We start from the raw sequence: 15,086 nt of genomic DNA on the forward strand, positions 1-15,086 counted from the left end.
TCGCGTCTGGTTTGTGCGGAAAATCTAAAGCAGCTCCAGTTCGAGGTTTACCGCGTCGCCTTCCGCAAGGTCTTCACGCGCCATCACTTTCTTGCTGATGAGGAGCACCCATTCGGTCTGCTGCTTTTGCGGGAATACCGAGCTTTTCCAAGTGGTATCGCCCACATGCGCGACGACCTTGACCGATCCGAAGCCTCGCTGGCGGCCGAATTCCAGCCGGTGGAGCCGCGCATGCATGGCGACAGTCTCCGCCGCGGCCCCGGTGAGCACAACGAGATGATAGGTGCCGCGGTCGCCCTGCCAACGCTTCAGCGGCAGGCGCGCGGTGAGGCTCTCACTCACTTGTCGCCGAGCGGACAGGCACAGGGATATTGCAGATATCCGCTCCGCCGGCAGGCACTATGAAGAAAGGGTCGCGGCGATTGGCACGCGCATCTGCATACCGGGCGAACGTATCGCCTTCGGTCGACAGGTATTCGAAGGCGGGGCGCTCAGCGACAGGCAAATCGCTCGCCACTCTTGTTGACTGGATCGGCGTGCGCAATTCCGCCTCGTCCTCGGTGTAGAAACCGAGCGTACCTGTCCCGCGCGGCAGCGATGAGAGGTGTTCCATTCCAGCAATGATGCGCCCTACCAGCGCGATGTTGCGGTCGAGATGACGCGGGGCATGACCAATAACGGTGTAAAGCTCCGCGCCGCTTCCGGTGTCGGGCGAATATCCGCGACCAACGCCGACCATGCCGTAGCAATGGACCGGCCCGAACCCTCTGTTGCCTGCAAACTTCGCAATCGGGAACCCGCCTGAAATTCCCGGCTCCGCACCATAACTGTCGGGCGCCGTGCGCATGGACGCGGGCATCGAAGGCGAGAGGTCCGGGTCAGATCGCCTGCGTAGATCTTCGCCGTGCGCGACCAACCAATGAAGCGATCTCCAGTTTCGGTTGCGAAGACCTTGGACGACATAGTCTTCGTCGCTCATCACTTTCAGCCCATCAGGTAATGGCTTCGTATCCGCCTCGCCGCTTTCGGGGTTGTCGTATCCGGGATGACCCCATTGTACGACATAGTTGTCCTGCACGCGGTTGACCGAAATCCCGTCGTACCAGTGCGCGCGAGCGAGGCTGCGGATGTTTGCTACCCAGCCTTGCGAAAAAGGTCCCGGGATCAGCTGGATAATGACCTGGCGCTCGCTCCCATCAGCATCGGGAGCAAGCGTCATGATAAGGAGGTCCTCCGCGTCGATCGCGACCCATTCATTGGGCGAGGCCGTTTCGACGATCTGGTTGGGTGAGGGTGCACCTTCCGGTTCATCCTGGGCAGAAGCGGGCAGGGAAAGCGAGAGCGCCGCAGCAGCGGTAAGGAGCGTTCTTTTCATAGATCAGGTCTGCCACCCGGCGCGCCGCGCCGCAAGGGCGACCGCCCGCCCACAGCGATGCGACCTGTAGGTCGTATGAGCGAGGAAACCCGGAAAGGAACGCCACCCTGCGCGCCGCGCCGCAAGCGCGACTGCGCTTTGCCGCTGCCGCGGGGAAGCCAAGCGAGCCCGATGGCTCGCGTCCAGCGTCTTGAAGCGAACGGCAGAAACGCCCAACAAAAACCCCTTCTCGCACGTTTTCGAGGGCGAAAAGGGGCTCTTGTGACAGCGTTCGCAGGGAATGCCATTCCGCGCAGCGCCATCCAATGCGACTCGGTATAGCATGTTTTTCGGTCCCTGACGCCGCCGGAGTACGGTTCGCCTTGCCTCCAGCCGCATCCATCGCTATCCGCGCCGGTTCTTGCCTCGCTGCCGCCGTGCTCGAGTAGCCAAGCGGCAGCGCGAACAAGAATGCGGAGCGGTGGCCGAGTGGTCGAAGGCGCACGCCTGGAAAGTGTGTATACGGTAACCCCGTATCGTGGGTTCGAATCCCACCCGCTCCGCCATCTATCTTGAGCGCCCGTCTCTAGTTTCAGGTCGTCCACGCAAGCCCGAGGGATAGGCCGGTTCGTGCGTCTCAAGCTATAACAGGCGCATCTAACAGCGCGTCTATTCGGCCCGAAACCAATCCCAAACCGAACAGTGGAACAGCGGAAAAGCTAGAAAGCTATTTACAAGCGAGGCTTCATTCCTCTAGCGGCATGATACGTTGTAACGTTTTCTCCAGTCGCAGAGCTAAGTGTCCGAAGTGCTCCAATTCTCAGCCGCGATTTCCGCGTCCTCCAACATCCTGCGAGACGTTCTCGATCCTGCCTGCAATCTGGCAATTTGGGAGCGGAAGTCGCATCGTCCTTTCGAGGACCTTCTGTCGGGTGATGTTCGCGACGTTAGGTTCCGAGCAGCACCGTTGCAGTTGCGCGAACGGCAGCACGACGAGCTCGCTAGTGCAGGGTATGCAGACGTAGCCGAGCGAGACGAATTGATCGCTGACGTTTCCGTTTTAGCAGACCATTACTGCGCAATACTTGGCCTCGCCGAGGTGGAAGTCAGACTTGAGGTCGTCACAACAAACTCCTGCAGAAAATGGCATGCCGACTATGTGAAGGCCCGCCTGATCACCACCTATGTCGGGTCGGGCACGCAATGGCTTTGTCAACAGGATGCTGCCCGAATGAAGCAAGGCGACGAGCCTCGGAATATCAACTCGATGTCTCCGGGCAACGTAGGCATTTTCAAAGGCAAGCTCGCGACAGACACACCAGCCATTCACCGCTCGCCTCCGATTGATGGAACCGGCGAGAAGCGCTTGCTTCTGGTCCTCAACCCTCCCGAGGAGGATTGACGTGGCGCGCACCGCGAAGATCGATCAGGCCGCAATCGGCTTTAGCCTGATCTGTGTGGTGCACTGCGCCGTTTTGCCATTGGCCGCGATCAGTATGCCGTTTCTCGGATTGGTGGCGGATGCGGAGTGGGTTCACTGGCTCTTCACTTCGCTCGCCATCGCTGCTGCGATCATGACGTTTTCCGTAGCGCACAGCGCGCGCCAGCCCTCCTTCGTGCTTCCAGCGTCTACGGGGGTTGCCCTGCTTTTGCTCGCGCTGGTCGCCGAGCCGCTCGGTTTCGACGAAACCCTTCCGACGGTTTCAGGAGCAGTGCTCTTGGCCGGAGCACACCTCTTCCGACTTTATCGAAATCACTGATCCTGAATGGAATTTCTCATGCGCATCAATCGGCTTCTCGTAACCACTTCGTTTCTCGTCCTCGGTGCCACCGGAGCTCCGGCTATTGCCCAGGATTTTGAGACTGCCGAAGAGGCGGAGGCGATTGAAAACGAGATGATCGTTATTGGTCGACGTGCCTATCGCGGTGATTTCGAGCCGCTTGAAACGCCCAATGCGGACCAAATCCTTGACGAAGACCTGCTGCGTGACTCCAATGCGCTAGATCTCAATCAAGCGCTCGATCTGTCTGCCTCGGTTGCACGGCAGAACAATTTTGGCGGGCTTTGGAACTCGTTTTCGGTGCGCGGTTTTCAGGGCGACATCAATTTGCCCAGCGGTTTTTTGCTTAACGGCTTTAACGCTGGGCGTGGATTTGGCGGTCCGCGCGACATTTCCGGCATTGAGGCGGTCGAAGTTCTCAAAGGGCCACGGTCCGCGCTCTACGGTCGCGGCGAACCGGGCGGGACTATCAACCTAATTACCAAACGGCCGCAATTTGAGACATCCGGCTACGTGCAGTTTCAAGGCGGTGCCTTTGATTTCTATCGCGGGGACATCGACTTACAGACGACATTGAGCGACAACGTGGGTGTCCGTATCGCTGGCTTTTATGAGGATGCCGGCAGCTTTCGCGAGACCGTGGAGACTGAGCGGTTTGGCATATATCCATCGATTACCGCGCGCCTTGGTGAAAACACACTAGCGACCTACGAATTAGAATACACGGATCAGGAGATCCCGTTCGATCGCGGTGTCGTTTTTTCTGAAGAGTTCGGTTTCAGCCCCATTCGAACGTTTACCGGAGAGCCGGGGGACGGCCCGATCGAAACCGAAGTCCTCGGCCACCAGTTTGAGCTGCAGCACGACTTTTCTGACAGTTGGAGCCTGCTCGCCGGTGTCGGCTATCGCGAAACCGAGCTCATTGGCAACGCATCAGAGAACAATTTTGCTGGTCGTCAGACCTTCTTTATCGACGGACAGACGATCTCGCGCTTCTTCCGCTTCCGTGACTTTGACTCAGAATACTTCGTCGCACGCGCTGAGCTAGCAGGTGAGTTCAACACCGGTCCGTTTCGCCATCGATTGCTGTTTGGCGCAGACTACGATCGGTTCGAGAACAGCCTTTTCATCCTACGCTTCCGTCCGCCATTCATTCCCGATGGTACGGCGGTGTCCGATCTCGACCCAGCGACGTATCTTTTTCTCGATGCCTTTAATCCGGTCTACGGCCAGTTCCCGATACCCACGCCAGGGCCGAACACAGACCGTGAAGAAGTGCTCGAGGGCTTTGGTATCTATATCCAGGACCAGATCGACATCACCGATCGCCTGCAAATTCGCATCGGCGGACGGTTCGATGATTTCGAACAGGATCTGACCAATCTCCGCGCTGATCCGGTTACCACAATCACCACCAACGATGACCGTTTCTCTCCGCAAGTCGGCGCGGTCTACAAGGTCGATGACGGCGTCAGCCTCTATGCCTCATATGGCGAGGGCTTCCGACAGCAAACGGGATCGACCTTTGAGGGCAATCAATTTGCTCCGAACGTTACTGACTCGTTTGAATTCGGCGTGAAGGCTGACCTTGCTGCGTATCTCGATAATGTACAGGGCATCGTCACGCTGACAGCATTCCAAGTCGATCAGAGCAATATCCTCGTGAATGATGACAGTCCCGAGGCGACGGCAGCAGGATTCTTCTCGATCGATGCGGGCGAAGCGAGGAGCCGTGGGATCGAATTCGATGTTAACCTCGCCTTCGATAGCGGTTTCAATTTCTTCCTGTCATACGCTTACACCGATGCGGAATTCCAGACCACACAGCCCGACGCTGACTTTGGAGCATTGATCGAAGCCGGAGATCCGCTGATCAATTCACCTGAGAACCAGCTCAGCATTTTGGTTAGCCAGGATTTCGATGTCTCAAACGTGCCTGTGACGATTGGCGGTCGCATGCTCCATGTTGGCGAGCGTCTGGGCTTTACCGGCTTCGACTTCTTCTTGCCGGATTACACCATCTTTGGACTGTTCGGAGAAATTGAAATCGCAGACGGCTTCACCATCCGCGGCGACATCGACAACCTGTTTGATGAAACCTATTTCACCAACTCGTTCGCCGACGTGTGGGTTCAGCCCGGCGCGCCGACGACCGCGCGCGTCTCGGCGCGGTTCTCATTCTGATATCTGGTAGAGGATGAACATGGCGTCGCCACTCGAAGCTCGTTCACTTTCGTTGGTCCGTGAAGGAAATGCCGTTCTCGACGGTGTTTCGTTCACTGTGGCCAAGGGCGAGATTTTCGCACTACTCGGTGGGAACGGTGCCGGCAAATCTAGCACACTTCTGACCTTCCTCGGTTTTCTCGAACCTTCCGGCGGTGAAGTGCTGGTCAATGGTCGAAGCGTGGGAAGCGATGTCGCTGCCGCGCGGAACGCGATTGCATACCTGCCCGAAGCCGCCTCACTCTACGCGCACATGACAGCCTATGAGAACTTGGACTACTTCCTCGATCTTGCTGGGAAGTCAGCGACCAAGGATGAGATCGACGTTGCTCTGGATCGGGTGGCGCTGCCGAATGAGGCGCGTTCCCGCCGACTGCAATCCTACTCAAAGGGCATGCGTCAGAAGAGCGCCATTGCCCTCGCCTTGCTTCGCGAGACGCCGATCCTGCTGCTTGACGAGCCAACATCCGGCCTTGATCCGGTCGCGATCGACGAATTCCATGACCTTGTAAAAACGTTGGCCGAAGGCGGTCAGACCGTCCTTATGGTGACCCATGATGTCTATGGCGCTTGCCAAGTTGCAGACCGGGTCGGTTTGTTGAGGCATGGTAAACTGGTGGGCAGCTTTGCAGCCGAAAACGGCCAGCGGATCGATACCGAAACGGTCCACGCCGCTTTTGCCGGTCGCGAGGCAACATGAGCACGGTCACACGAATCGCCCGCGAAGAGTGGCGTCTTTGGCTGCGCTCAAAGGTTGTCGTTGTAGCCGCGCTCATCGTCGCAGTGCTGTTGGCGGCGACGAGCGTGCTTACCGTCAACCGCATTGCGGCAGAGCAATCGCAGCGTATCGAACAGCAAGTCGCAGCCGAACAGACATTCTTCGCGCAGCCTGACCGTCATCCACACCGGATGGTCCACTACGGTCATTACGCATTTCGTCCTCCGCCCCCGCTGGCCGTGTTCGAACCTGGGGTCGACGCGGTAACCGGTCAATCGATCTTTCTTGAAGGGCACCGCCAAAACACAGCGATGTTTGCGGATACCAAGGCTGCCGCTGATCTCGGAGGATTTGCATCGCTTACACCTGCGAGCCTGTATCAACTGCTTCTGCCACTTCTTCTCATCGTGCTCGGCCATGCGATTTTCTTGCGCGAACGCGAAAGCGGCACGCTGGCTGTGATGCTTGCGCAGGGACAATCTGGCACCAGGCTAGCGCTTGGCAAGGCGACTGCCCTGCTTGCGGTGATCGCCATCTTCATGATCCCCCTCATCGGCGTGGCAGCTTATTCAATCAGCCTAGGCGAAAGCGCGCTCGCTGCCATCTCATTGGTCGCCGGGTATTTCGTCTACCTTTGCGTTTGGGGAGCGATTGTCCTTGCCGCCTCAATCCTCCTCAAACAGCGCGCGGTTTCGCTTGGTGCGCTGATCTTCGTCTGGCTCTTTGCGGCGCTGATTGTCCCGCGTTTCGCGATCAATGCGAGCAGCGCAGCGATCGATGCGCCGGGCAAAATCGAGAGCGACCTTGTCATGCTGGCGGAGCAGCGCAAGCTGGGCGATGGGCACAACGCTGCCGATCCGGCCTTCATGCAGCTTCAGGCGCAGGTACTGCAGCAATACGGCGTCGAAACCATCGAAGAGCTGCCGATCAACTGGCGGGGCGTCGTGGCTTCTTTTTCGGAAGCCGAGCTGACCGAACTCCTTAACTCTTATGCTGAAAAGCGCATGGGGCTTGAGGCGAGCCAGTCTCGTCTATTCGGACTGTTTGGCGTTGTGTCACCTACAATCGCAATCAGCTCTGCGTCGCGCACCTTGGCAGGGACCGATCTCGCAACACATCACCGCTTCCTGCGCGAGAGCGAGGACCTGCGGTTTGGCTTTGTGCAGGCGCTTAACGAGAAGCACGTCACCGCTTTGGATTACCAAGTCGATCTCAATCGGAACAACGGAGAGGAAGCATCGCGGGCAGCGACTATTAATGCGAGCGCATGGCGGGTGCTCGACGAGTTCCGTTTCGCACCCGATAGCGCTAGCCAACGCATGGATCGTGCGATGCTTTCGCTCGCGATCCTTATCGCATGGCTGATTGCAGCCACCGGTGTGGTTTATATCGCGTCTCGCAAGGTGAAGCTCTGATGCTCGGCCATCTGACGCGAGAAACTCGCTTCCTCATCAAAGATCGCGGTGCGCTCTTCTGGCTGCTGCTGGCTTTCGTCCTCTCGATTGTTGCAGTGACTTTCGGCATTGCCGAGGTTAGCGAGCAGCGCGAAACCATCGCCACGTTGATCAAAGAGGACGCAGCCGATCGCGCAAACGCTCTCGAAGGCCAAGAGGATTGGGGGAGTGCAGCATATTACGCTTTCCACCTGACTTACGCGCCACCTTCCGACTTTGCGTTCGCGGCGATGGGACAACGTGACAGCAGCCCATGGAAACACCGTGTTCGGATGCTCGCGCTTGAAGGACAGATTCACGAGGCCGATACGCGCAATGCTGATTTCGGGCTCGTCGGACGCTTCGACTTCGCATTCCTGGCCGCTTCTGTCGCGCCACTGCTGCTGATCCTACTGCTCTACGATCTCCGAGCCTCCGAGCGGACCATGCGGCGACATGACCTACTTGTGGCGACCGCTGGGTCATCGCGATCCCTTTGGCTTCCCCGAGCGCTTGTTCGCGTCACCGCACTCGTTCTGCTCCTGTTGATACCGCTCTGGGTCGGAGCCATGATCGAAGGGACAGCAGCGAGTCTCGCTTTGCAGGCGAGCGGTATCGTAGTCGCTTCGCTGCTTGTCTGGTGGCTGATCGTCGAACTCATCGGTCGACTTGATGCTTCGCCGTCCATCCTGCTGACCTCGCTGATCGGGCTATGGCTTGCTTTGGCGATTGTCGTTCCTGCTGTCTCCAAGGCCGCCATCGAGGCGGCCAATCCCGTGCCCGATGGTGGCGAAATCCTCTTACTTCAGCGCGAAACGGTCAACGACGCATGGGACTTGCCCGCAGAGGCGACGATGGAGCCTTTTGTCGAGCGCCATCCCGAATATGCAGACCACTCTGAGATTGGCGAAGAGGGCTTCGAGTGGAAGTGGTACTACGCGTTCCAGCAGGTCGGAGATCAGGTGGTCGAGCCTCTGGCGACACAATACCGAGAAGCTCGGCTTGCGCGCGACGCACAGGCCGGTTTGGCCTCTTGGCTATCGCCTACATCACTGGTCGAACGTGCATTTGAAAAGCTGGCTGGAACAGACGCCCGATCAATGATCGCTTATGAAAACCAGGTGCGCGCCTATCACGGTGAGTTGCGGGCCTTTTATTATCCGCTGATGTTCCCCGAAGAGCCGTTTGATGCGGACGCGCTCAGCGACCTGCCCGCCTACGACCCGCAAGAAAGCTGAACGTATGGCGCCGCATACACGATCGCTGGTGTCAAGGAGAGCAATCGTAAAATTATGCGCTGTGCTTCCCGTGCTTGATCTTGCCTCGCAATCGATGGCGACCGGGTCCGCCGCCTCTTGGCCCGAACGCATTTCCCCTTCGACTTCGATCCTGTTGGTGCATGGCGCTGACGATGATCGGGTAGCAGTCGACAACATGCTGACAATGGCACAGCATTTCGCGCGGCTTGAACGTTTATTTGAAGTTATGATCCCGGAAGATGGCTCGCATACGCTGATCGAGCACTGGAAGCGCGTTCGGACGGCGATGGACCGTTGGTTCGACCTTCATCTGCGGAACGACTAGAGATGGAGCCCATGTACAAAGACGAAGCATTATCTTCTTTCCAGCGCGCCTTCACGCTCCTCGCGATTTTGCTAACTCTCTCAGTATTGATCGCGGGACGACCCGCATCCGCGCAGATGACGGATGCGCTCACCATCAGCGATCGCCAAGTCGAACCAGGAACGCGTCTTGACCTTCGTCTGGAGATTGTAGGTGGCGAAGGTGAGCCAGATACGTTCATTCCCGTGACCGTCCTGCACGGCAACAAGGAAGGGCCTGTGCTCGCTGCCGTCGCAGGCGTTCACGGGTTCGAGTTTGCTTCGATTCTCGCAGCGGATCGACTTGCCGATCGCATCGACCCTAAAGATCTATCGGGCACACTCATCCTTGTTCGTGTCGCCAACATCCCGTCGTTTGAGTGGCGCACGCCTCACCTCAACCCGATTGACCGCAAGAACCTCAACCGGAGTTTTCCGGGCGATCCCCACGGGACGTCAACTGAGCGGATCGCCAATATACTGTCTCGCGAAGTCGTGGCTCGGGCAGACTTTCTGCTGGACCTTCACTCAGGAGATGCCGGTGAATTCCTTGAGCCCTTTCTAGGCGTTTATGGCGGGCCGCTTTCGACCGACTTCGATCTGGCGCTTGAGGTGGCGAAGGGCTTCGGCTTTCCCAATATCGTGCGCTACTCGATGAACACGCAAGAACAGATAGACACTGGCCGCTCCCTTAATCGGCAAGGAGTCGCAGCAGGCATCCCCACCGTACTCGTCGAGATTGGACAGAATGGCAGCCGTAAGGAAGAGCACGCTGAGGCTGTCGCGACGGGTGTCGAGAACGCGCTGGGGATTCTTGATATTTGGAACAAACCTCGCAAAAACGTCCCTCCGCCGCTGCGGCTATTCGAAAGCACAACAGCTGTTCGCGCCACGCATTCCGGGCTGTTTTTCCCGGTCGACCTCGAGCGTCGCTATGTGTTTGAGGGAGATTTCATCGGGACAATCCGCGACTATACGGGAAAAGAAGTCCAGCGATTATATTCACCGATTGATGGATACGCGCTCTACGGCAAACGCGGGCCCTCGATGCGCGAAGGCGACCCGGTGATGACGATCGGGATTCCGACAAACGCTTTCTAGTGAGGGGCACGCAAAGTTTGCAGCCCGTGTCGGATGTCGAACATATCCAAACCATCTGCCACACTGATCTCGATTAGATATGGCTGATAGCGTTCCTGCGATCATTCCGATCAAAGGAGACCTGAAATGGGCTACTCACGCTACGATCGTGCCGGATGGGACGCACCCCCGGGAATGCAGGACACATTATTGGCGCCAACAAGCCGCTCAAGCCAAAGCAGGTCTGGAAGATACGCTTCTGGCTAGAACGCAAAGGCCGGGTTCGAGACCGGGCTCTCTTCCATCTTGCACTCGACAGCAAGCCCGGGGCTGCGGCTTGGTGTCAATCAAGACGGGTGACCTAACGAACGGTCCGGAGATCAAGCATCGCGCTATGGTCGTTCAGCGAAAGACAAAGAATCCGGTCCGGTTCGAGCTCATGAGCACCGCGCGCAAAAGCCTCCTCGACTGGCTGGAAGAGCGCGGTGGGAGCGTCGACGAGTATACGTTCCCAAGTCGGATCGACAATTCTCGCCATTTGAGCACACGCCAGTGTGCGCGCCTCGTTGACGAACGGGTGAGCGCAATCGAATTACGCCCGCGAGACTACGGAACACATTCACTACGCAGGACGAAAGCTGCTCTGATCTACAAGTGAACAGGAAATTTGCGAGCGGTTCAAATCTTACTACGCTTTACCAAGATCGAAACGACGGTGCGATACCTCGGTGTCGATATCGAGGTCGCGCTCGAGCTTGCCGAAGCAACAGAGGTCTGACCTCGACTAAGAGGAGCACCTTCGCTTTTTGGCGTTCCTTTTAGGCCGGGACTACTCTCATGCCCCAATAAGCTCCGTCCGTCTAAAGCAGCGCTGGCTTAACCAGCATCCAGATCGCCATGCCGATCATGAAGAGGTTTTCGGTCAATGACACGAAGCCCAGCGGCACATTGCTATCCCCTCCCACGCAGGCGCATTTGAGCTCACGCTTGTCGATGTAGACCGCCTTGAACACACTGACCGCGCCGATGGTCCCGATGATGAGCGCCACGGGGATCGAGATGACGTTCAGGATATGCGCTGTCATCAGCACGCCGGCCAGACCCTCTGCCCACGGATAGATATAGCCATAGGGCACCCACCGTTTCGCAAGCAGATCGTAGTTCAGGAACATGGTCGAGAAGCTCTCGATATCGCGCAGCTTGAGATAGGCAAGGCCGCACATCGAGAAGCTGACGAACCATTCGGCGGAGAGGATCGAGACGATCTCGCCTGTCGCGACCCACGCGGCGCCGAGCGCCATCAACGCCATCATTCCGAACAGGGCAGCGACGGGTTGATAGGTCGTGCCTTCCTTCTCGACCGGGTTGCCGAAATGCGCGGCGAGATCGGTATAGCCGCCTATGCGCTCATCCCCGATCCATGTTTGCGGGGTCGTCTTGACGCCATGCTTTTCCTTGAGGGCGTCGGTTTCCTCGCGCGTGGTGAGGTGGTGGTCGTCCACCGCAAAACCGCGCTTTTCGAGCAGCCATTTTGACTTGATTCCATAGGGGCAGACATGGTCGTCCATCACCATGCGATAGAGTTTGGCGATCTTGGGCTGTTTCATATCAAATCAAAGACTTACTTGCGCGTCCGTTCCAGCAGCTCGACGAGCTCTTCGAACTTTTCGCGTTGTTCGGTTTCGTCGCCGCTTGCAATCGCTTCTGCCACGCAGCAAGCGGCGTGGTCCTTGAGAACTTGGCTCTCGACCTTTGCGAGGGCTGACTTGATCGCGGCGATCTGGTGCAGGATGTCCATGCAATAACGGTCATCCTCGATCATTTGCGCTACGCCGCGCACCTGGCCAGCAATCCGATTTAGCCTCTTGATCTTATCGCTGGAGGGCATCGTGCGGTAACTCCTTCACATACCATAGGGGGGTATAGTATTTGAGCATCAAGATTCGCACAAGAACAAAGATACGATGGTCCTAAACACATCTCGCCGCGCATTCATTTCCAGCACTGCCGCCCTCGCGACTGCGGCCTCCCTTCCCATGCCCGCCTGGGCGCGGGGTGGCGCACTGGCGCATGCGAAAAACGGGTTTGGCGAGCGTTCCGGCGAAGATATCAACCTTTCGATCGGCGATGCGCATTTCACCACCGGCGGGCGGTCTGGTCATGCGTTCGCGGTCAATGGCACCGTGCCCGGCCCGCTGATTCGTTTGCGCGAAGGCCAGGATATTCGCCTGCACGTCACTAACAATCTGGATGAGGACAGCTCGATCCATTGGCACGGATTGCTGCTTCCCTTCCAGTTCGACGGCGTCCCCGGTGTGAGCTTCCCCGGTATCAAGCCGGGTGAGACCTTCACCTATGAATTTCCGGTGCGCCAGAACGGCACCTATTGGTGGCACTCCCATTCTGGGCTTCAGGAGCAAGCCGGTCATTACGGTCCGATCATTGTCGAAAGTAATGAGCCAGACCCGCGCTACGACCGCGATTACGTCGTGCTGCTGAGCGAGTTCACGCCGATTCACCCGCATGAGATCATGCGTAAGCTCAAGGTCGGCGAGCATTACTTTAATCGCCAGATGCAGACCATGCGCGAGGGCGAGATGTCCGGCGAAATGCGCCGCATGTGGGGTCAGATGCGGATGAACCCGCGCGATATCTCGGACGTCACGGGCACGACTTACACCTACCTCATAAATGGCCACGGGCCTGCCGATAACCTCCAGCTGGAGTTCCGGCCTGGCGAGCGGGTTCGCCTGCGCGTCATCAACGGAAGCGCGATGAGCTTCTTCAATGTCCGCATTCCCGGCGTTCCGATGACGGTCATTCAGGCCGACGGGCAGGACGTGGACGAGGTCGAGGTCGACGAGTTCCAGATCGGCGTTGCGGAGACGTATGACGTGATTGTCGCGCCTGCTGACGGCAGCCATGCGATCGTCGCCGAAGCCATGGACCGCAGCGGTATGGGAGTTGCCAGCCTAACAAGCCACAAAGGGCATATCGCGACGCCGCCTGCACTGCGTGAGACGCCTACCCTGACGATGACCGATATGGGGATGATGGACCATTCGGCGCATGCGGCGATGGGGCACGACATGGGCGATATGGCCGATATGGATCACAACATGCGCGATACCTCGCTGCTGCCCGCCGATGTCAAAGTCGGTCCCGGCATCGATATGGTCGCGCCAATGCCGACCGACCGGATGGACTTTCCCGGCCTCGGCCTAGACAAGGTTCCACACCGCGTGCTGCGCTACACCGACCTCAAGGCCAAGCACATGAACCCGCACCGCGAAGTGGACCGCGAGATGGAGATCCATCTCACCGGCAACATGGAACGCTATATGTGGAGCTTCGATGGCAAGAAGTTTACCAGCGTCACCGATGACCCGATCCGCTTTGGCTATGACGAGCGCGTTCGCGTGAAGCTGGTCAACCAGACCATGATGGCGCATCCGATCCATCTGCACGGCCACTTTTTCGAGATGGTGAACGGTGCGGATCACATGCACCAGCCTTTGAAGCATACCGTGATCGTGCAGCCGGGCGGGACAGCGACATTCGACCTTACCGCCAATGAACCGGGCGACTGGGCATTTCACTGCCACCTGCTCTATCACATGCATGCGGGCATGATGCAGGTGGTGACGGTGCGTCCGTTCCCGGAAGGCTCGCTCTCCTAATGCGTTTCCTTTTGTTTGCGACCGCGGCACTCGCCGCCGCCCCGGTTGGCGCCCAGGATCACTCGGCGCACGGATCGCATCAGCACGGCACCGAGCCGGAGCAGTCTGAACCAGACACCGAAGTCGATCACTGCGCGATGGGCCATCTCCCGCCCGAAAAATGCCCGCCCAAGAATGAAGCGGACCCGCCTGAGAGCACGGACCATTCGCAGCACGGCGAGAAAGGCCAAACAGAACACAGCGAGATGGCCCATGGCGGCATGGACCATGCTGAAATGGATCACAGCCAGCATCAGCAAGGGGCCGAGACCGATGAAGGCGGCATGGACCATTCGCAGATGGACCATTCGCAAATGGATCACAGCGCGCACGGCGGATCAGTCGATAAATCCGCACCGGGCGCAGCGCCTGAAACCGCCGTCCCCGATCGCGCGTTCGACGGCCCGCGCCATGCAGCCGATGCGATCTGGGGCGAGAACGCAATGGCGCCCAGCCGCCGCAATCTCGCTCGTGAAAATGGCGGAATGCGCACCGGCATGGTCATGCTGGAACGGATTGAGGCGCGGATCGCTGCGGATAGCGGCGAAGACGGCTATTTGTGGGACGCACAAGCCTTTTACGGCGGCGACATCAATCGCTTTGTCCTCAAGACCGAAGGCGAAGGAGAGTTCGGCGGCGAGCTCGAAGAGGCCGAGATTCAGGCGCTCTACAGCCGCGCCATCGGCCCGTTCTTCGATTTTCAGGCCGGCGTCCGCTTCGATCCGGAACCCGACACGCGCGGGCATCTGGTGGTCGGCATACAGGGCCTTGCGCCCTACATGTTCAAGATCGACAGCGCGCTGTTTCTGTCGGATCGAGGCGATCTCACCGCACGGATCGAAGGTGAATACGATCAGCGTATCACCCAGCAATTGATCCTGCAGCCGCGCATCGAAATCGAGCTGGCCGCGCAGGACATTCCCGAACGTGAGATCGGCGCAGGGGTCACATCAATCGAACCCGGGCTAAGGCTGCGGTACGAGTTCCAGCCCGAATTCGCGCCCTATATCGGCATCGAATACGAAGTTGCACTCGGTGAGACCGCCGATATAGCCCGGGCCTCGGGTGAAGATCCTGACAGGCTTAAGATCTTGGTGGGACTGCGCGCTTGGTTCTGACCGGTTCTGCGGAGCAAACCTGAGCCTCTATGTCCGCTTCTCAATGATGTCAGCCTGTT

General features: G+C 58.3%; 14 protein-coding genes, 1 tRNA gene and 1 pseudogene. 12 read left to right on the forward strand and 4 right to left on the reverse strand.

What is annotated here, in order from left to right; translation table 11 throughout:
* Positions 1 to 24 precede the first annotated feature (24 nt).
* Both IB285_RS01635 and IB285_RS01640 read right to left on the reverse strand, forming a co-directional pair.
* Positions 25 to 342: a DUF1905 domain-containing protein gene (locus IB285_RS01635; protein WP_190786533.1), complete on the reverse strand. Its 318-nt coding sequence runs from the start codon at positions 340 to 342 to the stop codon at positions 25 to 27.
* Complete coding sequence (locus IB285_RS01640; protein ID WP_190786534.1) at positions 335 to 1,375, reverse strand: peptidylprolyl isomerase; 1,041 nt, start codon at positions 1,373 to 1,375, stop codon at positions 335 to 337. The genes IB285_RS01635 and IB285_RS01640 overlap by 8 nt, the downstream gene beginning before the upstream one ends.
* A gap of 454 nt (positions 1,376 to 1,829) precedes the next feature.
* Between IB285_RS01640 and IB285_RS01645 the strand changes: the two genes are divergently transcribed.
* The 10 genes and pseudogenes from IB285_RS01645 to IB285_RS01690 all read left to right on the forward strand — a co-directional run bounded on the left by IB285_RS01645 (position 1,830) and on the right by IB285_RS01690 (position 10,968).
* Positions 1,830 to 1,920: transfer RNA gene (locus IB285_RS01645), tRNA-Ser, on the forward strand.
* Positions 1,921 to 2,162: 242 nt separating this feature from the next.
* The gene (locus tag IB285_RS01650) at positions 2,163 to 2,756 is read left to right on the forward strand and encodes a DUF1826 domain-containing protein (RefSeq protein WP_328705903.1); all 594 of its coding nucleotides are present in this window, start codon (positions 2,163 to 2,165) and stop codon (positions 2,754 to 2,756) included.
* Between the two features lies 1 nt (position 2,757).
* On the forward strand, positions 2,758 to 3,114 hold the full coding sequence (locus tag IB285_RS01655; RefSeq protein ID WP_190786536.1) for a MerC domain-containing protein: 357 nt from the start codon (positions 2,758 to 2,760) through the stop codon (positions 3,112 to 3,114).
* 6 nt (positions 3,115 to 3,120) lie between these two features.
* The gene (locus IB285_RS01660; protein WP_199803320.1) at positions 3,121 to 5,319 is read left to right on the forward strand and encodes a TonB-dependent siderophore receptor; all 2,199 of its coding nucleotides are present in this window, start codon (positions 3,121 to 3,123) and stop codon (positions 5,317 to 5,319) included.
* A 19-nt stretch (positions 5,320 to 5,338) separates the two neighbouring features.
* A complete protein-coding gene (locus IB285_RS01665; protein ID WP_199803321.1) occupies positions 5,339 to 6,058 on the forward strand; it encodes an ABC transporter ATP-binding protein in 720 nt (239 codons plus the stop codon).
* Positions 6,055 to 7,491, forward strand: coding sequence for a DUF3526 domain-containing protein (locus IB285_RS01670; RefSeq protein WP_190786538.1), 1,437 nt, complete (start codon positions 6,055 to 6,057; stop codon positions 7,489 to 7,491). Before IB285_RS01665 ends, IB285_RS01670 begins: the two co-directional genes overlap by 4 nt.
* Positions 7,491 to 8,747 carry a DUF3526 domain-containing protein gene (locus tag IB285_RS01675; RefSeq protein ID WP_190786539.1) on the forward strand — a complete coding sequence of 419 codons (1,257 nt, stop codon included), beginning with the start codon at positions 7,491 to 7,493 and terminating at the stop codon, positions 8,745 to 8,747. The genes IB285_RS01670 and IB285_RS01675 overlap by 1 nt, the downstream gene beginning before the upstream one ends.
* 94 nt (positions 8,748 to 8,841) lie before the next feature.
* Positions 8,842 to 9,093: an alpha/beta hydrolase family protein gene (locus tag IB285_RS01680; RefSeq protein ID WP_190786540.1), complete on the forward strand. Its 252-nt coding sequence runs from the start codon at positions 8,842 to 8,844 to the stop codon at positions 9,091 to 9,093.
* A gap of 11 nt (positions 9,094 to 9,104) precedes the next feature.
* Entirely contained in the window at positions 9,105 to 10,211 is a 1,107-nt protein-coding gene (locus IB285_RS01685; protein ID WP_190786541.1) for a M14 family metallopeptidase, read from the forward strand.
* 126 nt (positions 10,212 to 10,337) lie between these two features.
* Positions 10,338 to 10,968 (forward strand): annotated as a pseudogene (locus IB285_RS01690) (tyrosine-type recombinase/integrase).
* Positions 10,969 to 11,050: 82 nt separating this feature from the next.
* Here IB285_RS01690 and IB285_RS01695 read toward each other — a convergent pair.
* Entirely contained in the window at positions 11,051 to 11,797 is a 747-nt protein-coding gene (locus IB285_RS01695; protein WP_190786542.1) for a MauE/DoxX family redox-associated membrane protein, read from the reverse strand.
* 14 nt (positions 11,798 to 11,811) lie between these two features.
* Entirely contained in the window at positions 11,812 to 12,078 is a 267-nt protein-coding gene (locus IB285_RS01700) for a metal-sensitive transcriptional regulator (RefSeq protein WP_190786543.1), read from the reverse strand.
* Positions 12,079 to 12,154: 76 nt separating this feature from the next.
* Here IB285_RS01700 and IB285_RS01705 point away from each other — a divergent pair, with 76 nt between their 5' ends.
* A complete protein-coding gene (locus tag IB285_RS01705; protein ID WP_190786544.1) occupies positions 12,155 to 13,870 on the forward strand; it encodes a copper resistance system multicopper oxidase in 1,716 nt (571 codons plus the stop codon).
* A complete protein-coding gene (locus tag IB285_RS01710) occupies positions 13,870 to 15,027 on the forward strand; it encodes a copper resistance protein B (protein ID WP_190786545.1) in 1,158 nt (385 codons plus the stop codon). Before IB285_RS01705 ends, IB285_RS01710 begins: the two co-directional genes overlap by 1 nt.
* The last annotated feature ends 59 nt before the right edge of the window (positions 15,028 to 15,086 follow it).

Source organism: Erythrobacter rubeus (genome assembly GCF_014705715.1).
Lineage (GTDB): Bacteria > Pseudomonadota > Alphaproteobacteria > Sphingomonadales > Sphingomonadaceae > Erythrobacter > Erythrobacter rubeus.